The 25,753-nt window shown below is 73.9% G+C and carries 23 protein-coding genes and 1 pseudogene; 13 read left to right on the top strand and 11 right to left on the bottom strand.

From position 1 onward, the window contains the following. The first annotated feature begins 122 nt into the window (after positions 1-122). Positions 123-560: a DUF4442 domain-containing protein gene (locus ACIQ9G_RS22965; protein WP_403612656.1), complete on the top strand. Its 438-nt coding sequence runs from the start codon at positions 123-125 to the stop codon at positions 558-560. Between the two features lie 45 nt (positions 561-605). Here ACIQ9G_RS22965 and galU read toward each other — a convergent pair. Next, positions 606-1,502 (bottom strand): annotated as a pseudogene (galU, locus tag ACIQ9G_RS22960) (UTP--glucose-1-phosphate uridylyltransferase GalU); the annotation flags it as partial. Between the two features lie 440 nt (positions 1,503-1,942). Between galU and ACIQ9G_RS22955 the strand changes: the two are divergent. Then, positions 1,943-3,055, top strand: coding sequence for a hypothetical protein (locus ACIQ9G_RS22955; protein ID WP_403612496.1), 1,113 nt, complete (start codon positions 1,943-1,945; stop codon positions 3,053-3,055). Positions 3,056-3,243: 188 nt separating this feature from the next. Next, positions 3,244-3,897, top strand: coding sequence for a DedA family protein (locus ACIQ9G_RS22950; protein ID WP_403612494.1), 654 nt, complete (start codon positions 3,244-3,246; stop codon positions 3,895-3,897). 123 nt (positions 3,898-4,020) lie between these two features. On the opposite strand, the gene ACIQ9G_RS22945 is transcribed toward ACIQ9G_RS22950, so the two are convergent. Further along, positions 4,021-4,548 (bottom strand): gamma carbonic anhydrase family protein, encoded by a 528-nt coding sequence (locus ACIQ9G_RS22945; RefSeq protein ID WP_403612491.1) that lies wholly within the window; start codon positions 4,546-4,548, stop codon positions 4,021-4,023. A 119-nt stretch (positions 4,549-4,667) separates the two neighbouring features. Here ACIQ9G_RS22945 and ACIQ9G_RS22940 point away from each other — a divergent pair, with 119 nt between their 5' ends. Further along, positions 4,668-5,498: an acyltransferase gene (locus tag ACIQ9G_RS22940; protein WP_403612489.1), complete on the top strand. Its 831-nt coding sequence runs from the start codon at positions 4,668-4,670 to the stop codon at positions 5,496-5,498. A gap of 195 nt (positions 5,499-5,693) precedes the next feature. Here ACIQ9G_RS22940 and ACIQ9G_RS22935 read toward each other — a convergent pair whose 3' ends face one another. Continuing rightward, positions 5,694-6,551: an EamA family transporter gene (locus ACIQ9G_RS22935; protein WP_403612487.1), complete on the bottom strand. Its 858-nt coding sequence runs from the start codon at positions 6,549-6,551 to the stop codon at positions 5,694-5,696. A 93-nt stretch (positions 6,552-6,644) separates the two neighbouring features. Here ACIQ9G_RS22935 and ACIQ9G_RS22930 point away from each other — a divergent pair, with 93 nt between their 5' ends. Continuing rightward, on the top strand, positions 6,645-7,217 hold the full coding sequence (locus ACIQ9G_RS22930) for a helix-turn-helix domain-containing protein (RefSeq protein WP_403612485.1): 573 nt from the start codon (positions 6,645-6,647) through the stop codon (positions 7,215-7,217). 43 nt (positions 7,218-7,260) lie between these two features. Next, a complete protein-coding gene (locus ACIQ9G_RS22925) occupies positions 7,261-7,815 on the top strand; it encodes a YbaK/EbsC family protein (RefSeq protein ID WP_403612482.1) in 555 nt (184 codons plus the stop codon). 72 nt (positions 7,816-7,887) lie between these two features. Here the strand turns inward: ACIQ9G_RS22925 and ACIQ9G_RS22920 are convergent, their stop codons facing one another. Beyond that, positions 7,888-9,066 (bottom strand): cation diffusion facilitator family transporter, encoded by a 1,179-nt coding sequence (locus ACIQ9G_RS22920; RefSeq protein WP_403612480.1) that lies wholly within the window; start codon positions 9,064-9,066, stop codon positions 7,888-7,890. Positions 9,067-9,128: 62 nt separating this feature from the next. Here ACIQ9G_RS22920 and ACIQ9G_RS22915 point away from each other — a divergent pair, with 62 nt between their 5' ends. Beyond that, positions 9,129-9,488: an ArsR/SmtB family transcription factor gene (locus ACIQ9G_RS22915; RefSeq protein ID WP_403612478.1), complete on the top strand. Its 360-nt coding sequence runs from the start codon at positions 9,129-9,131 to the stop codon at positions 9,486-9,488. Between the two features lie 62 nt (positions 9,489-9,550). Here the strand turns inward: ACIQ9G_RS22915 and ACIQ9G_RS22910 are convergent, their stop codons facing one another. The 4 genes from ACIQ9G_RS22910 to ACIQ9G_RS22895 form a co-directional block, all read right to left on the bottom strand. Further along, a complete protein-coding gene (locus tag ACIQ9G_RS22910) occupies positions 9,551-10,774 on the bottom strand; it encodes a 4-hydroxybenzoate 3-monooxygenase (RefSeq protein WP_403612475.1) in 1,224 nt (407 codons plus the stop codon). Positions 10,775-10,859: 85 nt separating this feature from the next. After that, complete coding sequence (locus ACIQ9G_RS22905) at positions 10,860-11,285, bottom strand: hypothetical protein (protein WP_403612473.1); 426 nt, start codon at positions 11,283-11,285, stop codon at positions 10,860-10,862. Positions 11,286-11,548: 263 nt separating this feature from the next. Continuing rightward, positions 11,549-13,186 carry an APC family permease gene (locus ACIQ9G_RS22900; protein ID WP_403612471.1) on the bottom strand — a complete coding sequence of 546 codons (1,638 nt, stop codon included), beginning with the start codon at positions 13,184-13,186 and terminating at the stop codon, positions 11,549-11,551. Positions 13,187-13,387: 201 nt separating this feature from the next. After that, positions 13,388-13,795 (bottom strand): CoA-binding protein, encoded by a 408-nt coding sequence (locus tag ACIQ9G_RS22895; protein WP_403612468.1) that lies wholly within the window; start codon positions 13,793-13,795, stop codon positions 13,388-13,390. Between the two features lie 204 nt (positions 13,796-13,999). On the opposite strand from ACIQ9G_RS22895, the gene ACIQ9G_RS22890 reads away from it, so the two are divergent. From ACIQ9G_RS22890 to ACIQ9G_RS22870, 5 genes are all read left to right on the top strand, one after another. Then, entirely contained in the window at positions 14,000-14,767 is a 768-nt protein-coding gene (locus ACIQ9G_RS22890) for a hypothetical protein (RefSeq protein WP_403612653.1), read from the top strand. Further along, positions 14,764-15,306 (top strand): SixA phosphatase family protein, encoded by a 543-nt coding sequence (locus ACIQ9G_RS22885; protein ID WP_403612466.1) that lies wholly within the window; start codon positions 14,764-14,766, stop codon positions 15,304-15,306. Before ACIQ9G_RS22890 ends, ACIQ9G_RS22885 begins: the two co-directional genes overlap by 4 nt. 161 nt (positions 15,307-15,467) lie before the next feature. Continuing rightward, entirely contained in the window at positions 15,468-16,094 is a 627-nt protein-coding gene (locus tag ACIQ9G_RS22880) for a YigZ family protein (RefSeq protein ID WP_403612464.1), read from the top strand. Between the two features lie 125 nt (positions 16,095-16,219). Continuing rightward, entirely contained in the window at positions 16,220-17,383 is a 1,164-nt protein-coding gene (locus ACIQ9G_RS22875; protein ID WP_403612461.1) for an exonuclease SbcCD subunit D, read from the top strand. Further along, on the top strand, positions 17,380-20,373 hold the full coding sequence (locus tag ACIQ9G_RS22870; protein WP_403612459.1) for an AAA family ATPase: 2,994 nt from the start codon (positions 17,380-17,382) through the stop codon (positions 20,371-20,373). The genes ACIQ9G_RS22875 and ACIQ9G_RS22870 overlap by 4 nt, the downstream gene beginning before the upstream one ends. Before the next feature lie 66 nt (positions 20,374-20,439). Here the strand turns inward: ACIQ9G_RS22870 and ACIQ9G_RS22865 are convergent, their stop codons facing one another. Then, positions 20,440-22,131 (bottom strand): DUF885 domain-containing protein, encoded by a 1,692-nt coding sequence (locus ACIQ9G_RS22865; protein WP_403612457.1) that lies wholly within the window; start codon positions 22,129-22,131, stop codon positions 20,440-20,442. A gap of 61 nt (positions 22,132-22,192) precedes the next feature. Next, entirely contained in the window at positions 22,193-22,702 is a 510-nt protein-coding gene (locus ACIQ9G_RS22860) for an Lrp/AsnC family transcriptional regulator (protein ID WP_403612454.1), read from the bottom strand. Positions 22,703-22,762: 60 nt separating this feature from the next. Here ACIQ9G_RS22860 and ACIQ9G_RS22855 point away from each other — a divergent pair, with 60 nt between their 5' ends. Further along, positions 22,763-23,998, top strand: coding sequence for a trans-sulfuration enzyme family protein (locus ACIQ9G_RS22855; protein ID WP_403612451.1), 1,236 nt, complete (start codon positions 22,763-22,765; stop codon positions 23,996-23,998). Positions 23,999-24,252: 254 nt separating this feature from the next. On the opposite strand, the gene ACIQ9G_RS22850 is transcribed toward ACIQ9G_RS22855, so the two are convergent. Further along, positions 24,253-25,701 (bottom strand): GNAT family N-acetyltransferase, encoded by a 1,449-nt coding sequence (locus ACIQ9G_RS22850; RefSeq protein ID WP_403612449.1) that lies wholly within the window; start codon positions 25,699-25,701, stop codon positions 24,253-24,255. Positions 25,702-25,753: the final 52 nt, after the last annotated feature.

The following is a 25,753-nucleotide window of genomic DNA, read 5'->3' as shown; positions in this document are numbered from 1 at the left end:
CGGACACGATTCGGTCACCGGGTCTTGTCAGGGACGTACCAGAAATGGGAGCCGGCCGGCGGCCTCCGCTCTGGCCAGCGCGGGCTACCCATGAGTAACATGCCGCCATGAGCGCAGATCAGATGTCCATCGGCGAGATGCTCGCCGCCACCGTGCCGATGGCCCGGACGCTGAACCTCGAGTTCGTGGAGACGGCGCCGGACAAGGCCGTGGTGGCCCTGCCGGACCAGGGCGCCTACCACAACCACGTGGGCGGCCCGCACGCCGGAGCGATGTTCACGCTCGGCGAGTCCGCCAGCGGCGCGATCGTGCTGGCCGCGTTCGGCGAGCAGCTCTCGCGGGCCGTGCCGCTCGCCGTGCGCGCCGAGATCGCCTACAAGAAGCTCGCGATGGGCGCCGTCACCGCCACCGCGACCCTGGGCCGGCCGGCCGCCGAGGTCGTGGCCGAACTGGACGCCGGGCAGCGGCCCGAATTCCCGGTCACCATCGAGATCCGCCGCGCGGACGGCGCCGTGACCGGGGAGATGACCGTCGTCTGGACCCTGCGCCCCAACGGCTGACGCGCCCGGACGCCCCGCCGTTCGTCGGACCGCCGCGCCCCCGCGCGCGGCGGGCCCGGTTCCGGTGCCGGCCGGGCCGAGTTCCGCCACGAACTCCTTGAGCCAGGCCACGAACTCGGGCCCCAGGTCGGGCCGGTCGCAGGCGAGCCTGACCACGGTGCGCAGATAGTCGGCCCGGTCGCCGGTGTCGTAGCGCGACCCGGTGAAGACGACCCCGTGCTCGGTGCCCCGCGCGGCGAGTTCCCGCAGGGCGTCGGTCAGCTGGATCTCGCCGCCGCGGCCGGGCGGCGTGCGTTCCAGGACGTCGAAGACGCCGGGGTCGAGGACGTAGCGCCCGACGACCGCGCAGGCGCTGGGCGCCTCCTCGCGTGCGGGCTTCTCCACCAGGCCGGTGACGCGTACGACGCCCTCCTCGCCGGTCGGTTCGACGGCCGCGCAGCCGTAGAGGTGGATCTGTGCCGGATCGACCTCCATCAGGGCGACCACGCTGCCCGCGTACCGGTCGCGGACCTCCATCATCCGGCTCAGCAGGGACTCGCGCGGGTCGATCGGGTCGTCGCCCAGGAGCACGGCGAACGGCTGGTCGCCCACGTGGCGGCGGCCGCACAGGACGGCGTGGCCGAGACCGAGCGGCTCGCGCTGCCGGACGTGGTGGACGGCCGCGAGGCGCGCCGGGGCGCGCACGGCGTCGAGCCGCGCGGTGTCCCCCTTGGCCGCCAGCGCCTGTTCCAGTTCCACGGCGTGGTCGAAGTGGTCCTCGACGGCCCGCTTGTGCCGCCCGGTGATCATCAGGATGTCGTCGAGCCCGGCCGCCGCGGCCTCCTCGACGACGTACTGGACGGCCGGCTTGTCCACGACCGGCAGCATCTCCTTCGGGGTCGCCTTGGTGGCGGGCAGGAACCGGGTGCCGAGCCCGGCGGCCGGGACGACGGCCTTGCGCACGGCGCGGGCGGCAGCGGCCGCGGACGCGTACGGAGAGGAGGACGGGGGCGAGGTGCCGGGGGGTGATCATGCGGCCCATGCTGGTCCACCGGGATGAGAGCGAGCCGGGTGGAACGTAGGGGCGGGCTGTGAGCGGGGAGTGGGAGATTTCGTGTGCCGTCCGCCGCCGGGCGGCACAAGGTGACGCCGTTGCGACGGATTCGGCGAATGCGGGTGGGGATGTGCCGGGCGACGCCGTTCATTTTCCGCCCTTCGCGGCGCCGCCTTTCGTCCTTCTTGTTGGGCGCGATCGCTTGTGCGAGGGTGAGCGTCCCCGTCGGGAATCGGGAAAGGCGACGGCCGGCCCCGTTTTCCGGTCAGGTACGCACCAATCAGGCACCTGCTTTCCAGTGGACGCGCATTGCGCATGCCCGTCCTGCGTCTTGGAAGGAAATGCTTTCGTGCAATATCCCCACCCCCCACGTCCTCCTCATCCACCCCACCCCGGCCTGGTTCCGGGGGAGTCCGACCGCGCTCTCGTCTCCCGGCTGCGGGACACGGACGGCGGCCACCACGCCGTCGCCCTGCTGCTCGCCCGGCACTGGCGGGCGGCTCACGATTACGCGGTCATCTGCCTTGCCGGCTCCGGAAGTTCGGCGACGATGGTGGCCACCGCCGCCTACCACCGGGTGCTGCGGCGGCTGGCCGGCGGAGCGGTCGGCGGCGCCCTGCGCCCCCAGCTCCTCGTCGCCGTCCGGGACACCGTCCGCGCGTGGGCCGCCGACGACGCCGCATGTGTCGTCCTGCCGGAACTGTGCAGGCCCACCGGCGGTCGTGGACTGCGTGCGGCCAGGTCCATGACGTCCGAAAAGCGGCAACTCGCCGCGTGGGCATTCCAGGCCCTTCCCGGAGCCTCCCAATGCCTGTTGTGGCACACCGAGGTCGAGGGCGAACCCATAACCGTACCGGCCGGTCTGCTGGCGATGGACACCGATACCGCGACGGTCACGCTGGAGCGGGCCCGCGAGCAATTCCGGGCGAGCTGCGTGCGCGCCCACCGGGAACTCGCGCCCACCCGGGAATGCCGTTTCCACAACCGTCTCCTCGAGGCCCCCGCGCGCCGCGGCGGGGCTCTGCTGCCCGACGTCCGACGGCACCTGAGGGAGTGCCGCCACTGCCGCCACGGCGCCGAGCAGCTCGGCCTGTGCGAGGACGGCCTGCCGCTCCTGCTCGCCGAGAGCGTGCTCGGCTGGGGAGCCCGCCGCTACCTCGGCTCCCGGCAGGCCCGCGCCGCCTCCCCGGGCGGGCCGTGGGCCGCCGGGCGGGTCCGGGGCGCGCCCGGCGGCCGCCACCGCACCCCGCCGGACGACGTGGACGAGAGGGTGCGCAGGCACCGGGCGTCCGTCGCCGCCGGTGTCGGCCTCGCGTCCCTCGTCCTGCTCGCGACCGCGCTCGCCGTCGGGGGCCGGACCGACGACCACACCACCCCCGGCCCGCACGCCACCGTGTCCGGCCGGCAGCTCGTCGTCGTTCCGGGAACCGGCCTGCTCGTAGGGCCGCCGGCCGGCGGCTGACCTGCCACCGGGGCCGTGGGAGCCGCCCCGGGCCGGCTCCTGACCGAACCTGCCGACGGAACCGGGCGCCGCTCGTGGACGCCTCCCGGTTCGGGTCGAGCGGGTAGGCTTCCCGGGGGCGCGTCCTTGCGGGCGCCCCCGGGAAGCACGGAAGCACGCACGGACGCGAAATCGGGGAGGAACCGGCGGTGCACGTCCAGGAATGGCTCGACACGGTACCCGCGGCCGCCGTCTACGCAGTGGTGGGCCTGGTCATCGGTCTGGAGAGCCTGGGCATCCCGCTGCCGGGCGAGATCGTGCTGGTCTCCGCCGCGCTCATGTCCTCCCAGCACGCGGGCATCGACCCGGTCGTTCTCGGCGCCTGCGCCACCGTCGGCGCCGTGGTCGGCGACTCCATCGGCTACGCCATCGGCCGCAAGGGCGGCAGGCCGCTGCTCGCCTGGCTGGGGAGGAAGTTCCCCCGGCACTTCAGCGAGGGGCACGTCGCCACCGCCGAGCGGTCCTTCGAGAAGTGGGGCATGTGGGCCGTCTTCTTCGGCCGGTTCGTCGCCCTGCTGCGTATTTTCGCCGGCCCGCTCGCGGGTGTGCTGCGGATGCCGTACTGGAAGTTCCTCGTCGCCAACGTCCTCGGCGGCATCTGCTGGGCCGGCGGGACCACCGCCGTCATCTACTACGTCGGCGTGGTCGCCGAGTCCTGGCTGAAGAAGTTCTCCTGGCTGGGTCTGGTGGCGGCCGTGCTCATCGGGCTCACCTCGATGCTGGTGCTCAAGCGCAGGGCGAAGCAGGCACAGGCCGCCCCGCGGACGGCCGAGGAACCGGAGCCGGTTCCCGCCGGGGAGTGAAGCCCGCACGGGTGAAGCCGCACGGGTGAAGCCCGCGCGGGGCCCTCTCCGCCCCCCGGGTACGCGCGTCTCCTCCGCTCCCCGCACACCGGCCGGAGCCCGAGACCTCGCGCGGGCGCCCCCCTACGCGTGCACGTCGCGATGCGCCTTGGCCAGCTCCGCGTACATCGTGCCGTTCAGGGTGATCCCCTGGCGCTCCTCCTCCGTCAGCTCGCGCCGGACCTTGGCCGGGACCCCCGCGACGAGCGACCCCGGCGGCACCGTCATCCCCTGCGGGACCAGCGCCTGCGCGGCCACCAGCGACCCGGCGCCGATCACCGCGCCGTTGAGCACCGTCGCCCCCATGCCGATCAGGCAGTCGTCCTCGACGGTCGCGCCGTGCACCACGGCGTTGTGCCCGATCGAGACGCGCTCGCCGACGCTGACGGGGAAACCCGGGTCGGCGTGCAGGGTGCAGTTGTCCTGCACGTTGCTGCTCGCGCCGACGGCGATCCGCTCGACGTCGCCGCGCAGCACCGCGCCGTACCAGACGCTCGCGCCCGCGCCGAGCGCCACGTCACCGATCACCGCGGCCGTGGGCGCCACGAACGCCCCCCGATCGACCTGCGGCTCCCTGCCGCCGATGCCCGCGATCAGCGCCTCGTGCGTCATCCCGGTCCTCTCCCTAGTCCGGTCCTCCTGGATGTACCCGCACCGTACGTCACCCGGTGGGGCGAAGATCACAGGCGTCCGGTCTCATGGGCGCGGCCCTCGCTGAGTACCGTGAGCGGGTGCCCAAGCGCAAGAACACGTTCTCATCATGGCGGCGCCGCCTCGCGCAGCGCGCCGTCCACGCGGGCTGGGCCTGGGTGCGGCGCGCGGGCTCGGTCTCGGCCGAACACCCCGGCCGGCTGCGCTTCGGCGCGATAGGAACGGGTACCGGACTCGCCTTCCCGCTCGGCACGGTCTTCGGTGAGCCCTGGATCCACCTCGGCTCCTACTGCATCATCGCCGAACAGGTCACCCTGACCGCCGGCCTGATGCCCGATCTCGACCTCGGCCCGGACCCCATCCTGCGCATCGGCGACGGCGTGGTCCTCGGCCGCGGCAGCCACGTCATCGCGGACACGACGGTCAGCATCGGCAACGACTGCTACTTCGGGCCGTACGTCTACGTCACCTCCACCAACCACTCCTACGACGATCCGCACCAGCCCATCGGCAGGCAGTGGCCCCGGATGGAGCCCGTGGAGATCGGCCCCGGGTGCTGGATCGGCACCGGCGCGGTGATCCTGCCGGGGGCGCGGATCGGGCGGAACGTGGTGGTGGCGGCCGGCGCCGTGGTCCGGGGCGAGGTGCCCGACCACGCGGTCGTCGCCGGGGCGCCCGCCCGGGTCGTACGACGCTGGACGTCCGCCGAGGGATGGCAGCCGCCGCTGCGGACGCCGGCCCCGAAGCCGATTCCGGAGGACGTCACCCCGGAGCAGCTCGCCGCGCTGGCGGATCTGGACGAGGAGAGTGTGGCCCGGCTGGCCGCCCTCGACGAGGCGGCGGCCGCAGGGCTCGCCGCGCCGGCCGCGCAGCCGGGACCCCGGCTCGCGGAGGCCGAGGCCGAGGGCTGACCCAGGGGGGCGTTTGGATCAGGTCGGATCAGGCCGCGGCGTCCGGTGGGGGCACCTCCCACGCCGTTCAGGCTGTGGGGGGGGGCATCGCAAAGCGGAGGATCGCCCGCGTACTGGATGTACTCGGGTGGTCCGACGACGCGGCGAGGTGCCGTGCCGGGCGTCGCGGACCCGGGCTGATCCAGGCGAAGCCTCCTAGCCCGTCGCCAGCAGCAGCGTCCCCACCAGGGCCAGGCCCGCGCCCGCCGCCTGGATCGCGCGCAGGCGCTCGCTGAGGAAGCCGCGGGCGGCCAGGGCGGTGACCACCGGGTAGAGGGAGGCGAGGACCGCGGCCACGGTGACCGGGCCGTGCTGGGCGGCCACCGAGTAGGTGCCGTTGGCCGCGACGTCGGCGAGGCCGACGAAGGCCAGCGCCGGGAGCGAGGACCAGGGGAAGCCGCCCTCCGGCAGCGCGGGGGCGCCCCGCCGGGTGGAGAGCCACAGTGCCGCGCCCCCGGCGGCGACGTTCGTCACGCGCTGCACGAACAGCGCCAGGAAGAGTCCGGTGACCGTGGTGGACGCCTCGGCGATCAGCGCGAACACCGTGCCGAAGCCGAGCGCGGCGACCAGCGTCAGCCCGATCGTCCGCCGCTCCACGGCGGCACCCCCGAGCTGCGGGCCGCCCGCCAGCACGACGCCCGCGACGGCCACCGCGATCCCCGCGACCTGCACCAGGGCGGGCCGCTCGCCGAGCACCAGGCCGACCCCGACGGGAACGGCCACGCTCAGCGTCGCGAGCGGCGAGACCACGCCCATCGGGCCGAGGGCCAGCGCCTTGTAGAAGGAGAGCATCGCCACCGGCCCGGCCAGGCCCGCGGCGACCGCGAACCACAGCCGCGGACCGGCCTCGCTCCAGCCGCCGGTGGCGAACACGATCGCGCCGAGGACCACCGCCGCGATCGTCTGGGAGACCACGACGACCGTGAGCGCCGGGCTGCGCCGGGTGAGCAGGCCGCCGCCGAAGTCGGCCAGCCCCCACAGGAGGCTGGTGGCCAGGGCGAAGAATGCTGTCACGACGTGCCTCGCAGTACAGTTCGGTGAACGATCGGGTGCACCCCACCGTAGTTCAATGCAGTGAACTCTGTCATCCATGATATTGGACGGAATGTGTCGGACCTCGACCTGCTGACCCAGTCCCTGGCGCGGAACGTCAAGCGCTGGCGCACCGAGCGCGGCTTCACCCTGGACACGCTCGCCGCACGCGCCGGAGTCAGCCGCGGCATGCTCATCCAGATCGAGCAGGCCCGCACCAACCCCAGCCTCGGCACGGTCGTCAAGATCGGGGACGCGCTGGGGGTCAGCATCACCACCCTGCTCGACTACGAGCAGGGCCCGAAGGTCCGCATCGTCCCCGCCGACCAGGCCGTCCGGCTGTGGCACACCGACGCCGGCAGCTACAACCGGCTGCTCGCGGGCGTCGAGGCGCCCGGCCCGCTGGAGATGTGGGAGTGGCGCCTGATGCCGGGTGAGGGCAGCCCCTCCGACCCGCACCCGGCGGGCACGGTCGAACTGGTCCATGTCACCGCCGGGGAGCTGACGCTCACGGTCGACGGAGTGGAGTACCGCGTGCCGGAGGGCGCGAGCGCCTCCTTCGAGGCGAACACCCCGCACACGTACGCCAACACGGGTGCCGGGCCGGTGGGCATGGTGATGACGGTGTCGGTCCCGCCCGTGCACTGAGACGCGCGGCCGGCCCGTCCCGCCGTGCTGTTAGCGTGCGGTCATGCGCGCTCCCCTCGGGAACTTCGACCACGCCGCCCCCGCTCCCGACCGCCTCGACGAGCTGCCCCGCCCGGTCGCCGACGCCGTCCGCCACTGGCGCGGCAGCGTCCCCGCCGAGCAGATCGTCCACGTCGACACGGACCCCCGGTGGGCCGACACCGCCGTGTTGGTCGAGCACTACGGGCAGGACCTGCTGGAGCGCTCCGCGAACTGCGTGGTGGTCTCCGGACGGCGGGGCGCCGAGACCCGCATGGCCGCGTGTGTCGTGCTGTCCACCACCCGAGTCGACGTCAACGGCGTCGTGCGCCGCCGACTGGACGCCCGCAAGGCCTCGTTCGCCGCGATGGACGTGGCCACGGGGCTGACCGGCATGGAGTACGGCGGCATCACCCCCCTCGGGCTGCCCGAGGGCTGGCCGCTCCTGGTCGACCCGGCCGTCGTCGACCTGCCGTACGTCCTGGTCGGCAGCGGACGGCGCCGCGGCAAGCTGCTGGTACCGGGCAAGGCGTTCGCGGAACTGCCGGGGGCCGTGGTGCTGGAGGGGCTCGGAACCTGACCGCGCCGCCGGACCACGGCCGGGACGCGGCCAGGCCGGGGCCCGGCGGGCCCGGGCCCGGGGTGGACCGGCTCAGGTCGCCGTGTGGTGGGCCAGGGCCCGGTGCGGGTCGCCGGCGCCCGGGGCCGGTGCCGGGTCGGCGTGCACCAGGGCCGCGGTGAGCCTCGGCACGGCGTGCAGCAGGGCGTGCTCGGCCTCGACGGCCACGTCGTGTGCCTGGCGCACCGTCGTATCGCCGTCCACGACGACCGCCACCTCCGCCCGCAGCCGGTGACCGATCCAGCGCAGCCGCAGCTCGCCGACCCCGCGCACACCGGGCACCTCGCACAGTGCCCGCTCGGCCCGGTCCACGAGGGCGGGGTCGACCGCGTCCATCATGCGGCGGAACACCTCACGCGCGGCGTCCCGCAGCACCAGCGCGATCGCGGCCGTGATGGCCAGACCCACCAGCGGGTCGGCGAGATGCCACCCGAGCGCCGAGCCGCCCGCGCCGAGGAGCACGGCCAGTGACGTGAAGCCGTCCGTGCGCGCGTGCAGGCCGTCGGCGACCAGCGCGGCCGAGCCGATCGCGCGCCCCACGCGGATGCGGTGACGCGCCACCCACTCGTTGCCCGCGAAGCCGACCAGGGCGGCCGCGGCCACGGCGGGCAGGTGCTGGACCGGGCGCGGATCGAGGAGCCGTTCGACGGCCGCCCAGGCCGCGAACACCGCCGACGCGGCGATCGTCAGCACGATCACCAGGCCGGCCAGATCCTCGGCGCGGCCGTAGCCGTAGGTGAAGCGGCGGGTCGCCGCGCGACGGCCCACCACGAACGCGATGCCGAGCGGTACGGCGGTCAGGGCGTCCGCGGCGTTGTGCACCGTGTCGCCGAGCAGCGCCACGGAACCGGAGGCGACCACCACCAGGGCCTGCACCACGGCCGTGGCACCGAGCACCGCGAGCGAGATCCACAGGGCCCGCATTCCCCGTGCCGAGGACTCCAGCGCGGAGTCGAGCTTGTCGGCGGTCTCGTGGGAGTGGGGGGTGAACAGGTGCGCGAGGCGGTGCCGGAGGGAGACGGAGGCCGGGCCGTGGTCATGTCCGTGCTCGTGCCCGCGGTGATGTCCGTGCGCGTGACCGTGCTCGGGGGTGCGGGCGTGGCTGTGGCCGCGTTCGTCCCGCCCGCGACCATGACCGCCGTGGCCGCCGTGCGCCTGGTCGTCGCCGTGCTCGTGGTCGTCGCCGTGCTCGTGGTGGTGCCGGTCGCTCACGTGGTTCCCCTTCCGGTGCGCGGACAGTGGACGCTCGGCGTCCCTGACGCCATTATGTGCGTATGAGCGCACGCATGCACCTATCACCTGCGCATCATGCGCACCCGCACCACCCGGGCGAGGAGCAGTTCACGCTCGCCGCGGAACTGCTGGCCCTGCTCGGCGACCGTACGCGGCTCGTCCTGCTGCACGCGTTGACGGGCGGGGAGGCGGACGTCACGACGCTCACGGAGGTGTGCGGTGCCGCGCGGCCCGCGGTCAGCCAGCACCTGGCGCGGCTGCGCCTGGCGGGACTGGTGACCACCCGCAAGGAGGGGCGCCGGGTGGTCTACTCCCTGCGCGACGGCCATCTGCGCCGCCTGGTCGACGAGGCGCTCAGCGTCGCGGACCACCGCATCGGCGACCGGCCCGTGCACGACTGAGCCCGCCCGAGGGCGGACGGCCGTACCGCCGGGTGTCGCTCCCTCGGTGCGGGTCCGGTCCCTCAGAAGCGGGCGGCGGTGCCGAGGTACTGCTCCGCGAAGGAGGCCGCGGCGGCGGGGGAGGTGAACAGCCGGCGCAGCCGGGCGAGCGTGGTGCCCGCGCGGTACGGGTCGCCCGACCCGGCGCCGTGGTACACGTCGGAGAGCCACTGGGAGAACTCCTGGTAGTCCCACACGCGCCGCAGACAGGCACGCGAGTAGTCCTCCAGGCCCGCGCCGTCGTCCTCGGTGAGGCGGGCGGCGAGGGCGTCGCCGAGCAGGAAGGCGTCGTGCAGGGCGAGGTTCATGCCCTTGGCCGCGATGGGGGCGGTGAGGTGGGCCGCGTCGCCGGCCAGGAAGAGCCGGCCGGACGCCATGGGCTCGACGACGTAGTCGTGCATGTCGAGGACGCGCTTCTCCAGCAGCCGCCCCTCGGCGAGCGGGGGTGCGTCCGCCGCCGCGAGCCGCTGCCGCAGCTCGGCCCAGACCCGCTCGTGCGGCCAGTTCTCCGGGTCGTCCCCGGCGGGGATCTGGAGGTAGTAGCGGGTGACCTCGGGGCCGCGGGGCATCTGCCCGGCGAACCCGCGCGGGTGCACGCCGAACAGCACGCGGTCGGAGGACGGCGGCGCCTCGGCGAGCAGCGCCAGCCAGCCGATGCCGTAGTCGTGCCGTGCGAGGCGGGTGCGCTCCGGCGGCAGCGCCGACCGGGTCACCCCGCGCGCTCCGTCGCACCCGGCGACGAAGTCGCAGTGCAGCACTTGGCGTTCGCCGGTCTCGGGGCACAGGTAGGACACCGAGGGCCGGTCGGTCTCCGTGTCGTGCAGCCTGATGTCCCGCACGCCGAAGCGGATGTCGCCGCCGCGGACGTCGGCGTACTCGCGCACGAGGTCCGTCACCAGCATGGGCTGCGGGTAGACGAAGTGCTGATGGCCGGTCAGCTCGGCGTAGTCGAAGTGGTGGGAGCGGTCCTCGAAGCGGAACTCGCAGGCGCTGTGCCGCAGGGCCCGCTCCGTCAGGTTCTTCGCCAGGCCGCGCTGTTCGAGCCCGCGCACGGCCCACTCCTCGACGAACCCGGCACGGGGCCGTTGTTCGATGAAGCGGCGGGTCTCGGTCTCCAGGATCACGCAGTCGACCGAGGCGGCCCGCAGGATGTTGCCGACGGTCAGGCCCGCGGGGCCCGCACCGACGACGACCACCGAACGGCGTTGCGGGGAAGGGGAGTCGGGGTGGGGGGAGGTGTGCGTCACCCGAGCATTATGACGGTGTCCCGTCAGCCACGACTGGGTGCCGCGACCGACGGGACACGTCGGGGTCATGCGGGTCCGGATCCGATCACGAGTGGATCTTGATGGGCGTGGTGCACAGGCTCTTGGCGGGGATGTCGCCCGAGACCTCGCTCAGGCAGATCTTCATGGTGGTCCCGTTGGCGTACTTCTTGTCGAGCTTCTTCGGGAAATCGACGCCCCAGTCGTCCCTGGACTTGGGAGCCTTCTGGCTGGAGGCCAGCTTGCCGTTGATGTACAGCGTCAGCTTGGGCCTGCCCCAGATGCCCATGTACCGCCCGTAGATCGACTTGACCGTCAGGCCCTTGCCCTGGACGTTGAGGCAGATCGTGTTCGACTCCTCGCGCGTCAGCTGGTGAGTCGCGCACTCCTGGGCCGACGCGGACGCGGCACCGGCGCCGACGGCCACGAACGTCGAGGCCAGGAGCGGCACGAGCAGGGCAGGCACGGACGCCCGCAATCCCTTGGTCTTCATGTGGATTCGGTTCTCCGATGATGTTGAGTTGTTCCACCCGTTTTCAGGTCAACATTGATCATCTTATGTAGGGATCATGGGGTCTGAGCGTGTCCTTGACCAGTATGTGAGTGATCTTTGGTGCGCTCATGCCACAAACCTCGGGAGCCGGTGGACCGGGTGCGGACGAAGGGAGCTCAGGGCCACGGGAGGTGCTGAAAAGCCGTCAGCCACGGCGAAGGCCGTGGCTGACGGACGGATGTGCTGTCGGGGCGCGGCGGAGGTCAGTGCGTGGGTACGTCCACGACCACGATCTCGTCGATGCTGCGCTGGATCTCGTCGGGGCGCGAGGAGACGGCACGTGCCCAGTAGTAGATGCCGAGGGAGAAGGCGGAGACGACCGCGATGTCCCACCAGAGCGGGATGTTGCCCTGGCCGCCGAAACCGCCCTGCCAGGAGATCACACCGATGCCCAGGAGGTAGGCCGGAAGCCACTGTGCTGCCTTGAAGTCCATCCGGGGCGCGTCGGGCAGACCCTTGCGCTGGGCGTAGAGGGCGTAGCCGCCGAGAAGCAGGTAGCCGAGGAGGATCGCCACACCGAGCCGCCAGAGGATGTCCCAGGTGGCCCAGTAGATGATCAGGTTGGCGACGACGAAGGACAGGGGGGCGATGACCTTGCCGGCGGGCAGGCGGTAGGGGCGCTCGTGGTTCGGCAGCTTGTCGCTGAAGACGCCGTAGGCCAGCGGCGCGCCCGCGTACATCAGGACGCTCGCCGAGGTGATGAATCCGACCAGCTTCTGCCAGCTCGGGAAGGGCAGGAAGCAGATGATGCCGGTGAGGAAGGACAGGATCAGGCCGAACCACGGAACACCGCGCGCGTCGACCTTCTCGAACAGCTTCGGGGCGTAGCCGTTCTTGGCGAGTCCGAAGGAGACGCGAGAGGTGGCGGTGGTGTAGATCAGGCCGGTGCCGCCGGGGGAGACCACGGCGTCGAGGTACAGCACGACGCTGAGCCAGCCCAGACCCACGAGGGTGGTCAGACCCGCCCACGGGCCGTCGATGCCGGGGAAATTGAGGTTGGCCCAGCCGTGCGCGAAGGTGCTGAGCGGGAGCGCGCCGATGAACACGACCTGGAGCAGGACGTAGATGATCGCGCCGATCGCGACCGAGCCGAGGGTCGCGCGCGGCAGGTCACGCTTGGGGTCGCGGCTCTCGCCGGCGAGCTGGATCGCCTGCTCGAAGCCGAGCAGGGCGAAGATGATGCCGCTGGTGCTGATGGCGCTCAGTACGCCCTTGGCGCCGAACGGGGCGAACCCGTGGGAGGTGAAGTTGCCTCCGTGGAAGTGGCCCACCGCGACGACGAAGATCGTGGCCAGGGGCACGGCGATCTTCCACCAGGTGGCCGCGCTGTTGGTGTGCGCGAGGACCTTCACACCCAGGAAGTTGACCGCGACGAAGACGGCCATCAGCGCGATCGCGACGATCAGGCCACTGGTCGTCAGAGTGCTGTCGTGGTTGAGGAAGCCCTTCGCGAAGTCCCAGTGACCGGCGTAGCCGATCATGGCCTCGACCTCGATGGGGGCGACGGTCGCCGCCTGCAGCCAGGAGAACCAGCCGAAGGACATGCCGGCCAGGCCGCCGAAGGCGTAGTGCGGGTAGCGGGCCGTGCCGCCCGCGACCGGGAACATGCCGCCGAGTTCGGCATGTACCAGGGCGAGCAGGACGATTGCGACAGCGCCGATCAACCACGAGATGATCGCCGCGGGGCCCGCCGTCATCACAGCGCTCTTGGCGCCGTAGAGCCAGCCGGAGCCGATGATGGAGCCCACCGAGGCCCACATCAGTCCGATCAGGCCGACGTCGCGTCGCAGGCCGGGTTTGTGCCGCGTGACGTCGGGGGCGGCATGGTCCAGGTTCACCATGTCAAGGGGCCTCTCACTATCTGGTCACCGAATTAACACTCAACGGCGGCTCAGATTAGGAATCGAACCCGCTTCACAGAAGGCCATACTTCGAAATTTGCTCTCCCATGGGGACTTCCTTTGTGCGGCCTTTACACAGGTCAAGCTATGTGGCGGAATGTTTCTATTCAGTCGCGCTATGTGAGAAGAGAGTGACACAGGTCACGGCAGGCGCGGAATTTCGATCGCCGGACAGCGGTCCATGACCATGTAGAGTCCCGCCGCGCGCGTGCGCGCGAGCGCCGCGTCGTCGACCACGCCGAGCTGGAACCAGACCGCCCGGGCGCCCACCGCGACCGCCTCGTCGGCCACCGGCCCCGCCAGCTCGCTGTTGACGAAGACGTCGACGACGTCCACCGGGAAGGGGATGTCCGCCAGCCGGGCGTAGCCGGGCTCGCCGTGCACGGTCTCCGCCTTCGGGTGCACGGGTACGATCCGCTTGCCGAACCGCTGCAGCACCTCGGCGACGCCGTACGCGGCGCGGTCGCGGTTCGACGACAGGCCCACCACGGCCCAGGTGTCGCCGAGTTCGGTCAGGATCGTGCGGATCGTCGCTGCGTCGCCGTGCACCACGGGTCTCCTCGGTCTCGGTCGGTCTCGAACGCCGTCGGCCGCTCCCGGGCGGAGCCGCCGACCGGTCAACAGTGGGCGCCGCCGGGCGATTCCCCGCCCGGCGGCCTCCGCGCGCCGCCCCGCGCGGAGAGGGCGCGCTGGTGCTTTCGTACCGCCCCGGGCCGGGTGGAAACCCGCCAACATGTCCGGACAGGGCGCGACATACCTGCGCGCGGCCCCCGGCACGCCTACGCTCGGGCCGTGCTGCGCATCATCGACGCCCGAACAGGCGAGCCCGTGGAAGCCGCCCCCGCCCGCCGCGGCCTGACCCGTGTCGAGGCGCACGCGTCGGGCTTCGACGCCTCGGGGCTGCGCGTGCTGCTGGTCGCCGACCTCCTCGTCCGCGCCCTGGAGCTGGGCGGCACGCCGGTGTGGACGCTGCTGACCGGCGACCGGGAGCAGGCGGAGCTGCGCGCCGCCGCCGCGGCCCTCGGCATCCGGCCCTTCGAGGACAGCCGCGACCTCGGCGCCGCGCTGGGCGAGGCGCAGGTCGTCCATGTCGTCAAGGAGGACGGCGCCGCGGCCGACGGCGTGCGGATCGCGGTCGCGCCCGTCGATGCCGAGGTGACGGTCGCCCCCGCGGCCGCCGGCGATGCCGCCGTGCTGCGCCTGGCGCTGCTCGCCCGCCGCCGCGAGTTGCCGCTGCGGCTCGACGCGGACGCGCTGGACGACGCCCGCCGCACCGTCGCCCGCTGGCGCCGCGCGGTCGCCGCCTGGGCGATGCGGCCCTCGCGGCCGATCCCCGAAGAGGTGCGCGGGCGGCTGCGCGGGGCCTGGGAGGACGACCTGGACGTGCCGGCCGTGCTGCGCGTGCTGGAATGGGTGGAGACCCGGCCGGACCTCGCGGACGGCGCCCGCTTCGAGACGTATGCCTACGCGGACCGCCTTCTGGGCCTCGACCTCACCCGCGACCTGGGGAGCATGCCGTGAGCGCTCGTGGGAAAGGGCGGCCGCTGCGCCGCCTGGTGGTGCTGCGGCACGCCAAGTCCGCCTGGCCCGCGGGTGTCGCCGACCACGAGCGGCCGCTGGCGCCCCGCGGACGCCGGGACGCGTCCGCCGCCGGCCGCGCGCTCGCCGAGGCCGACTGGCTGCCGGACCTCGCGCTGTGCTCCACCGCCCGGCGCGCCCGCCAGACCTGGGACCTGGCCTCCGCCCAGTGGGGCACACCGCCCCCGGTGCGGTTCGACCGGCGACTCTACGCCGCCGACGTGCCCGCCCTTCTGACGGCCGTGCGCGAGACGCCCCCCGAAGTCGGCACCCTGCTGCTGATCGGGCACAACCCGGGCCTGGAGGAACTGGTCCTCGACCTGGCCGGGGACGGCCTCGACGACACCCTCGACCGGCTCCGGGCGAAGTTCCCGACCTCGGCCCTCGCCGTACTGGCCTGGCACGGCGCCGGCTGGCGGGCGCTCGCCCCCGGCGCCACCCTGCTCACCGACCTGACCGTCCCCCGGGGCGCGAAGCACTGATGCCGCGGCCCGGCCGCGCCGGGCCGCGCCCGGGCGCCGAGGCACCGCCACAGGCGGCCGGACGAGGCCGGCCCGCGTGCGCGCACGACCGGCGGGTGTCCCCCGGCCGGGCCCTCGCACCTGCGGCGGGGGCTGACGCCGGCTGCGCATAGGCTGGCCGGATGCAGGACGAGTACCGCACCGTCGCCCGCGCGGGCGTGCACGAGACCGAGATCAACCGTTCCCGCTTCCTGTGCGCCCTCGCCCCGGCGGCCACCGAGCGGGAGGCCCAGGACTTCGTCGCCGCCGTACGCAAGGAGCACGCCGACGCCACCCACAACTGCTGGGCGTACGTCATTGGCGCCGACGCCTCGGTGCAGAAGGCCAGCGACGACGGCGAGCCCGGCGGGACCGCGGGCGTGCCCATGCTCCAGATGCTGCTGCGCCGCGACATGCGGTACGTCGTCGCCGTCGTCACCCGCTACTACGGCGGCGTCAAACTCGGCGCGGGCGGACTCATCCGCGCCTACGGCGGAGCGGTCGGCGAGGCCCTGGACACACTCGGCACGGTCACCCGGCGCCGCTTCCGGCTGGCCACGGTGACCGTCGACCACCAGCGAGCCGGCAAGCTGCAGAACGACCTGCGGGCGACCGGCCGCGCGGTGCGGGACGTGCGCTACGGCGAGGCGGTCACCCTCGAGATCGGCCTGCCGGACGCCGACGTGGACGCCTTCCGCGCCTGGCTGGCCGACGTCACCGCCGGGACGGCCGGCTTCGAACCGGGCGGGGAGGCCTACGGAGACATATGACAGACCGGGCGAATCGGTCACAACGGGCGTATGTGTACGGCTCGTAGGGCTCGTACGGCTCATGGCGGGCCGATACGGGAGTAACCGCCCGTGATGTCAGACCCGGCCGTTAGTCTTCGAGGATCATGAGGCTGCTGCACACTTCCGACTGGCACCTGGGCCGGGCGTTCCACCGGGTGAACATGCTCGACGCCCAGGCCGCGTTCATAGCGCACCTCGTCACGACCGTGCGCGAGCGCGGCGTCGACGCGGTGGTCGTGTCGGGAGACGTGTACGACCGCGCGGTGCCCCCGCTGGCCGCGGTCGAACTGTTCGACGACGCGCTGCACCGGCTCGCGGAGCTGGACGTGCCCACGGTGATGATCTCCGGCAACCACGACTCGGGCCGCCGCCTCGGCGTCGGTGCCGGGCTGATCGACCGCGCGGGCATCCACCTGCGGACCGAGCCGTCGGCGTGCGCCACCCCCGTGGTCCTCGCGGACGCCTTCGGGGACGTGGCCTTCTACGGGCTTCCGTACCTCGAACCGGCCCTGGTCAAGGACGAGTTCGGGGTGGAGAAGGCGGCCCACGAGGCGGTCCTCGCCGCCGCCATGGACCGGGTCCGTGACGACCTCGCCGCCCGCGCGCCCGGCACGCGGTCCGTCGTCCTCGCGCACGCCTTCGTCACCGGAGGCGAGGCCAGCGACAGCGAGCGGGACATCACCGTCGGCGGGGTGGCGGCGGTGCCCGCGGGCGTCTTCGACGGCGTCGGCTACGCGGCCCTCGGCCATCTGCACGGCTGCCAGACCATCACTGAGCGCGTCCGCTACTCGGGCTCCCCGCTGCCCTACTCCTTCTCGGAGGCCGGTCACCGCAAGACCATGTGGCTCGTCGACCTCGACGCCGACGGCTCCGTCACCGCCGAGCGGGTCGACTGCCCGGTCCCGCGGGCGCTGGCCCGGATCCGGGGCACGCTGGAGGACCTGCTCGCCGACCCCGGCCTCGCCGGACACCGGGAGGCGTGGGTCGAGGCGACCCTCACCGACCCGGTCCGCCCGGCCGAGCCCATGGCACGCCTCACCGAGCGCTTCCCGCACACCCTCAGCCTCGTCTTCGACCCCGAACGCGCCCCGGACGACCCCGACGTCTCCTACGCCCGCCGGCTCGCCGGACGCGGCGACCGGGAGATCGCGGAGGACTTCGTGGCCCACGTCCGGGGCACCGGCCCCGACGAGCACGAACGCGCGGTGCTGCGCGAGGCCTTCGACGCGGTGCGCGCGGACGCGACGGCGCGGGAGGTGGCCCGGTGAGGCTCCACCGGCTCGACATCACCGCCTTCGGCCCCTTCGGGGGCGCGCAGACCGTCGACTTCGACGCGCTGTCCGCCGCCGGGCTGTTCCTGCTGCACGGCCCCACCGGCGCCGGCAAGACCTCCGTGCTGGACGCCGTCTGCTACGCGCTGTACGGGTCCGTGCCGGGCGCCCGGCAGAGCGGGCAGGGCACGACGCTGCGCAGCGACCACGCGGCGCCGGCCACCCGCACCGAGGTCACCCTCGAACTGACCGTCGCCGGACGCCGGCTGGAGCTGACCCGCCAGCCGCCCTGGGAGCGCCCCAAGAAGCGCGGCACCGGCACCACGCTCGACAAGGCCCAGAGCCTGCTGCGCGAGTACGACCCCGCGGGCGGGACGTGGAAGGACCTCAGTCGCTCCCACCAGGAGATCGGCGAGGAGATCACGCAGCTGCTCGGGATGAGCCGGGAGCAGTTCTGCCAGGTGGTGCTGCTGCCGCAGGGCGACTTCGCCCGCTTCCTGCGCGCCGACGCCGAGGCCCGCGGCCGACTCCTCGGCCGGCTGTTCGACACCCACCGCTTCGCCGAGGTGGAGAAGCGTCTCGCCGAGCGCCGGCGCGCCACCGAGGCGCAGGTGCGCGAGGGCGACACGGCCCTGCTCGCCGACGCGCACCGCATGCAGCAGGCGGCGGGCGACGCCATGGAACTGCCGGAGCTGGCGCCGGGCGAGCCCGGCCTGGCCGAGGCCGTCCTGACCGCGGCGGCCGTCGCCCGCAGCACCGCCCGCGAACAGCTGACGGTCGCCCACAGCCGGCTCGCCGCCGCCGAGTCCGCGCAGTCCGCCGCCGAGCGCGCCCTGGACACCGAACGCGAGGTGGCGCGGCTGCAGCGGCGGTTCGCTCAGGCGCGGGAGGGCGCCGCGCGTCTCGAGGAGCGGGCCGACGCCCACCGCGAGGCGCAGACCCGGATGGAGCGCGGCCGCAAGGCCGAGAAGGTGGCGCCCGCGCTGGAGCTGCGGGAGGCCGCCGAGACCGAGCACCGGCGGGCGGCCGCCGCCGAGGCACGCGCGCGGGCCCTGCTGCCGGAGCGGCTCGCGGGCGAGGGCGCGGCCGGACTCGCGGCCGCGGCCCGCCGGGCCGCCGAGGAGCTGGGCGGGCTGGAGTCGGCCCGCCGCGCCGAGCGCCGCCTCACCGACCTCGTGGCCGAACGGGCCGACGCCGACCGGCAGGAACGCGCCGACGAGGACGTGCTCCAGGAGTCCGGGACCTGGCTCGCCGCATGGGACACCACCCGCGCGGGACTCCAGGCCCGTATCGAATCCGCCCAGGAGGCGGCCACCCGCGCCGAGCAGCTCGCCGTGCGCCGCGAGCCCGCGCAGGCCCGTCTGAAGGCCGCCCGCCTGCGCGACCGGCTCGCCGGGGACACCGACGACGCCCGGCGGCGGGCCCACGCCTCCGGGGAGCGCGCCCTGCGGGCCAAGGCACACTGGCTGGAGCTGAAGGAACAGCGCCTCAACGGCATCGCCGCCGAACTGGCCGGAAACCTCGTCGACGGCGAACCCTGCGCCGTCTGCGGCGCCACCGCCCACCCCGCGCCCGCCCGCAAGGTCGCCGGGCACGTCGACCGCGAGGCGGAGGAACGGGCGCTGGCCGCCCACCAGGAGGCCGACGAGCGGCGCGCCGAGGACGAACGGCGCCTGGGCGTCGTACGGGAGGCGCTGGCCGCCGCCACCGCCGAGGCCGGTGACACGCCGGCCGTCCGGCTCGCCGAGGAAGCCGAGGAGCTGGAGCGGCAGTTCGCCGAGGCCCGCCGGGACGCCTCCGCGCTGCACCCGGCGCGCGAGGAGCTGCGCGCCGCCGAGCAGGAACGCGAGCGGCGGCTGGCCGACCGCCGGCAGGCCGAGGTCCGGTCTGCCGCACGGCTGACCCGCAGGGACGCCCTGGACCGCGAGGAGGCCGCGCTGGAGGAGGAGCTGGCGCAGGCCAGGGGCGGCGCCGGCAGCGTGGCCGAGCGCGCCGCGCACCTGGAGCGGCGGACGGCGCTGCTCACCGACGCCGCCGACGCGGCCCGAGCCGCGGAGGAGAGCGCCGAGCGGCTCAAGGACGCCGACGGGCGGCTCGCCGAGGCCGCCTTCCGGGCCGGCTTCGACACCCCGCGGGCCGCGGCGGCCGCCCTCCTCGACGACGCGGCCCACCGCGAACTGCAACGGCGCCTGGACGCCCGGCAGTCGGAGGAGGCCGCCGTACGCGCCGTCCTCGCCGAGGCCGACACCGCGGCCGCCGCCCAGCAGCCGCCCGCCGACCTCGCCGGGGCCGAAGGCGCCGCCGCTGCCGCCGCCCGGCGCCTGCGGGAGGCCGCCTCCGTGCGGGACGCCGCCGCCCGGCGCTGCGCCGAACTCGACCGGCTCTCCCGGCAGGCCGCCGCGGGGACGCGACGGCTGGCCCCGCTGCGCGAGGAGTACGACCGGGTGGCCCGGCTGGCCTCCCTCACCGCCGGCACCGCGGCCGACAACGAGCGCAAGATGCGACTGGAGTCGTACGTCCTCGCGGCCCGCCTGGAACAGGTGGCCGCCGCCGCGACCGTTCGGCTGCGGCGGATGTCGTCCGGCCGCTACACCCTGGTGCACTCCGACGACCGGGCCGGACGCGGCCGCAGCGGTCTCGGTCTGCACGTCGTCGACGCCTGGACCGGACGGGAGCGGGACACCGCGACCCTGTCCGGAGGCGAGACCTTCTTCGCCTCCCTCGCCCTCGCGCTCGGCCTCGCGGACGTCGTCACCGACGAGGCCGGCGGGGTGCGTCTGGACACGCTCTTCATCGACGAGGGGTTCGGCAGCCTCGACGACCAGACCCTCGACGAGGTCCTCGACGTGCTCGACTCCCTGCGCGAGCGCGACCGCAGCGTCGGCATCGTGAGCCACGTCGCCGACCTGCGGCGGCGGATCCACGCCCAGCTGGAGGTCGTCAAGGGCAGATCGGGGTCGGCGGTGCGGCAGCGGGGCGTGGACTGAGCCCGCCGGCCGCCGCGACCGGGGGCCGCACGGAGGGGCGGCCGGACGCCGGCCGCCCCTCCCGGCTCACAGCCGCGCCAGCTCGTCGACCAGGTCGTCCAGCCCGAGGGAACCCTGGGACAGGGCCGCCATGTGCCAGGACTTCAGGTCGAAGGAGTCGCCGTGCCGCTGCCGGGCCTTCTCCCGGCCCAGCAGCCAGGCCCGCTCGCCGAGCTTGTAGCCGATGGCCTGGCCCGGGATCGTCAGATAGCGGGTCAGCTCGCTCTCCACGAAGTCCGCCGGGCGGCTGCTGTGCGCGCCGAAGAACTCCTGAGCCAGCTCCGGCGTCCAGCGCTCGCCCGGGTGGAAGGGCGAGTCGGCCGGGATCTCCAGCTCCAGGTGCATGCCGATGTCGACGATGACACGGGCGGCCCGCATCATCTGCGCGTCCAGGTAGCCGAGCCGGTGCTCCGGGTCGGTGAGGAAGCCCAGCTCGTCCATCAGGCGCTCCGCGTACAGCGCCCAGCCCTCCGCATTGGCGCTGACCATGCCGACGGTGGCCTGGTAGCGGGAGAGGTCCTGGGCCACGTGCGCCCACTGCGCGAGCTGGAGGTGGTGACCGGGGACGCCCTCGTGGTACCAGGTCGAGACCAGGTCGTAGGCCGGGAAGCGGGTCTGGCCCATCGTCGGCAGCCAGGTGCGGCCGGGACGCGAGAAGTCCTCGGACGGCTGCGTGTAGTACGGCGCCGCCGCGCTGCCGGGCGGGGCGATGCACGACTCCACCTTCCGCACCCGCTCGGCGAGTTCGAAGTGCGTGCCGTCCAGCTCGGCGATGGCCCGGTCCATCAGGTCCTGCAGCCACTGGCGGACCTCGTCGACGCCCTCGATGTGGGTGCCGTGCTCGTCGAGGTGCGCGAGCGCCACCCACGGCGTCTCGGCGCCGGGCAGGATCTTCTCCGCCTCCTGCCGCATCTCGCCGAGGATGCGGTGGAACTCCGCCCAGCCGTACGCGTACGCCTCGTCCAGGTCCAGGTCGGTGCCGTTGAAATAGCGCGCGAAGCGGGCATAGCGCTCGCGGCCCGCCGTGTTCGGCGCGCCCTCGACGGCCGGCGCGTAGACGTCGCGCATCCAGTCGCGCAGCTCCACCACGGCGGCGGCCGCGGCGCGGGCCCCCTCGTCCAGCTCCGCGCGCAGGGAGTCCGGGCCCTTCGAGGCGAAGTCCTCGAACCAGCCGCGGCCCTTGCCGTCGGTGTCCGACCACTCGGTGAGCTGTTCGACGAAGGTGGCCGTGGGGCGCGGGCCCGCATACAGCTTGCGCTCCAGGCCCAGCGTCAGGGAGGCGCGGTATCCCGCCAGCGCGGCCGGAACCGCGCGCAGCCGCTCGGCGATCGCCGCCCAGTCCTCGTCCGTCTCCGTCGGCGTGACCGTGAACACCTCGCGGACGCTGTGCACGGGTGTGGCCATGTTGCCGACGGCGCGCAGGCCCTCGTCGGCCTCGTGCACGGCGAGTTCCGCGGTGAGGCGCTCGCGCAGCAGACGGGCGCACCGGCGCTCCACGTCGCTGTCCGCGCCGGGCCGCCGCTCGGCCTCGTCGAGCCGGGCGAGCGTGGTGCGCGCCAGCTCGGCGAGCGCCTCCTGACCCGCGGGCGAGAGGTCGGGCAGCCGGCTGGAGCTCTCCTTCACGCCGAGATACGTACCGGTGACCGGGTCGAGGGCGATGAGTTCGTCGACGTAGGCGTCGGCGACCTGTCGGGGCAGCTGGCTCTTGGTCTCTGACATGCGGACCATCCTGGTACGGGGACACGGTCCATGTCAGTCCCGTTTTCCGCTCGTGGGGCTGTCAGCGGTCCGATTTCGCCGAGGGCGTGGCCGCCTCCGCGCCGGGCGGCAGCAGCGGGCCGCAGTCCCACTCCTGGAATATCAACCGCGTCTCCACCCGCGCGACTTCGCGCCGGGCCGTGAACTCGTCCAGGACCAGCCGCTGCAGATCCGCCATGTCCGCGACCGCGACATGGACGAGGTAGTCGTCGGGCCCGGTCAGATGGAAGACGGTCCGCGCCTCCGGAAGCGCCCGTATCCGCTCCACGAACGGCCCGACCAGCTCCCGCCGGTGCGGCCTGACCTGCACGGACAGCAGGGCCTGCAGCCCGCGGCCCAGCTTCGCCGGATCCAGCCGCAGCTGGTGGCCGAGGATCACCCCCGAGCGGCGCAGCCGCGTCACCCGGTCCAGGCAGGTCGACGGCGCCACCCCGACCTGGGCGGCGAGATCGCGGTAGGTCGCCCGGGCGTCGTTCTGCAGCAGCCGCAGCAGATGAAGGTCCACCGGATCCAGTACGACAGATTCAGCCATTGGCCGAACGTAACACGGTCTCCCGCCCCGACGCCCCGGCCGGTGTTCACCCTTCCGCCCATGGACTCAGCGAGCACGCACGCGTACGACGACGTACGCACCGCACCCAGGGCTCTGGCCACCGAGGCCGTGCACGCCGGACGTGACGACCTCGCCCGGCAGGGGCTGCACGCCCCGCCGATCGACCTGTCCACCACCTATCCCTCCTACGACAGCCGTGCGGAGGCCGCCCGCATCGACGCGTTCGCCACGGACGGAGCCGACCCGGAGGGCCCGCCGATCTACGGGCGGCTCGGCAACCCGACCGTCACCCGCTTCGAGACCGCCCTGGCCCGGCTGGAGGGCACCGAGGCCTCCGTCGCCTTCGCCAGCGGCATGGCCGCGCTCAGCGCCGTGCTGCTCGCCCGGTCCGCCATGGGCCTGCGGCACGTGGTCGCCGTGCGCCCCCTGTACGGCTGCAGCGACCACCTGCTCACCGCCGGGCTGCTCGGCACCGAGGTGACCTGGACGGATCCCGCCGGGATCACCGACGCGCTGCGGCCGGACACCGGGCTGGTCATGGTCGAGTCCCCGGCCAACCCGACGCTTGCCGAGGTCGATCTGCGGGCCGTCGCCCACGCCTGCGGTTCCGTGCCGCTCCTCGCCGACAACACCTTCGCCACGCCCGTGCTGCAGCGACCGGCCGAGCAGGGTGCGCGGCTGGTGCTGCACAGCGCCACCAAGTACCTGGGCGGGCACGGTGACGTGATGGCGGGCGTGGTGGCCTGCGACGAGGAGTTCGCCGGGCGGCTGCGGCAGGTGCGGTTCGCCACGGGCGGTGTGCTGCACCCGCTGGCCGGCTATCTGCTGCTGCGCGGGCTGTCCACGCTGCCGGTGCGGGTCCGGGCCGCGTCCGCCACGGCCGCGGAACTGGCGGCGCGGCTGGCGGCCGACCCGAGGATCACCCGCGTCCACTACCCGCGCATCGGCGGCGCGATGATCGCCTTCGAGGTGCACGACGACCCGCACGCCGTCATCGGCGGGGTCCGCCTGGTCACCCCGGCCGTCAGCCTCGGCAGCGTCGACACCCTCATCCAGCACCCGGCGTCCATCAGCCACCGCATCGTGGACGCGGACGACCGGCGGGGCGCCGGGGTGAGCGACCGGCTGCTGCGGATGTCTGTGGGGCTGGAGGACGTCGAGGACCTCTGGGCCGACCTGGACCGGGCCCTGGGGGAGCGGCCCCCGGCGCCGGGGGCGGCCAGGGAGCTGCGCGAGGCGCTGGCAGAGTCGGGTTCCGTGAGCCCGGCCGCCTGAGGCCGGTTGCGTGAGGTCGGTCGCCTGAGGTCGGTTGTGTGAGCCCGGTCGCCCGAGGTCGGTTGCGTGAGACCGGCGCCGTGAGTCCGGCTCTTGGAGGCGGTTTTGTGAGACCGGCTTCATAGAGTCCGGCTCTGCGGGCGCGGGTTGCGGGGGACCGGTTCCGTGAGACCGGCTCCCGGGTACCGGCCCCGGAACGGAGAACGGCCCGGCGGGACTCCCGCCGGGCCGTTCTCCGCGACCGTGACCCGCCGTCAGTCCCGCACGCCGGGCCCGTCGTACTCCTGCTGCCTGCCGCCGTGCGACGGCAGCGAGGTCACCGGGGCCGCCTCCAGCCGGGCCGTGATGACCAGGGTGCCCTCCTCGATCTGGTAGTCGAGCGGGAGACCCAGGCCGCGCATGGCGGCGACCATGCCGGTGTTCGACGCCTGCGTCACGGCGTACACGCTCTCGCAGCCCGCCTCGACGGCCAGGGCCACCAGCCGGCGCAGCAGTTCGGCGCCGATGCCGCGCCGCTGCCACTCGTCCTCGACGAGCAGCGCGATCTCCGTCTCGTCGCCGTCCCACAGCAGATGGCCGAGGCCGACGATGCGCCCGGACGCGGTCCGCACCGCGAGCGTCCGCCCGAACCGGGGGCTGAGCAGGTGGTGCAGATAGCGGTCCGCGTCACCGACCGGGCCGTGGTAGCGCATGCTCAGCGTCCGTGCCGAGCACCGCTCGTGCATGGCGCGGGTCGCCGGCAGGTCGCCGGTGTCGGCGCGGCGCACGGTGATGGCGTTGCCCTCCGGCAGCGTCAGCACGTCCTGGCTGCGCGGGATGCGCGGCCCGAGCCGGGCGTCCAGTTCCACCAGGGCCCGCGCCCGGGCGAACTCCGTGGGCGTGAACGCCAGATACGGCCGCTCCACGGTGATCACTCCGCCCTCGGGCGCCCGCAGCCGCATCACGGTGCCCTCCAGCGCGCCCTCGACCGGCACCTCCTCGGGACCGCGGCCACCGGCCGGCGGCCGGCCGGGCAGCGAGCGGATCGTGCACCGTCCCAGCAACTGGCGCAGTGCCAGGGGGAGTTCCGCCGCGTCCAGGGCCGTCCGCGCGGCTAGCCCGAGGACCCGGGTGGGCGCGTCCACCAGATCGTGCGGGTCGGCCCGCTCGATCCAGGTGTCGCTGCCGCCGGCGAGCGTGACCGCCCGGGCGACCCCGGCGGCCTCGACCTCGCCGGGGGCGCGCAGCAGGAACTCGTCCACCGTGCCCTCGGCCAGCGGATGCGTCTGCAGGCTGAGGATGTCGACCCGGTGCGCGGCCAGCGCGGCGCACAGCGCGGCCAGTGACCCCGGCTCGTCCTTCACCGTCGTCCGCATCCGCCACAGGGTGCTCGCGGCCGCCGCCACCGGCAGCCCCGGGGCGGTGGCCGACTGCCCGGCCTGGCCCCGCCGCGGGGCGGGCGGCCGGGCACCGGTATGGTCCGTCGGCGGCGCGTGCCCGTGGCGCCGTGCCCACCAGGTGTGGAACGCGGCCGTCGCGACCAGCGCCATCGCCGAGATCACCAGCAGGGCCGGGCCGTCCGGTCCGTGGCCGATCAGGTTCGCCACCGCGTCCGCGACCGCCACGGCCGTGAAGAGCGCGGCGAGTTCTATCACGTCCCGCCGCCAGTGGTGCACCGGGCGACCGTGCTTCGCACGCGTCACATCAGAGAGTTCACGAGTCATGCATCCACTGTGAAGGAATGGTGTTGCGTGATCACGAACGCTTTGTGACTGA

The sequence above is a fragment of the Streptomyces sp. NPDC096152 genome, from assembly GCF_044763235.1.
Classification (GTDB): domain Bacteria; phylum Actinomycetota; class Actinomycetes; order Streptomycetales; family Streptomycetaceae; genus Streptomyces.
This window is presented reverse-complemented; position numbering and strand designations above follow the sequence as displayed.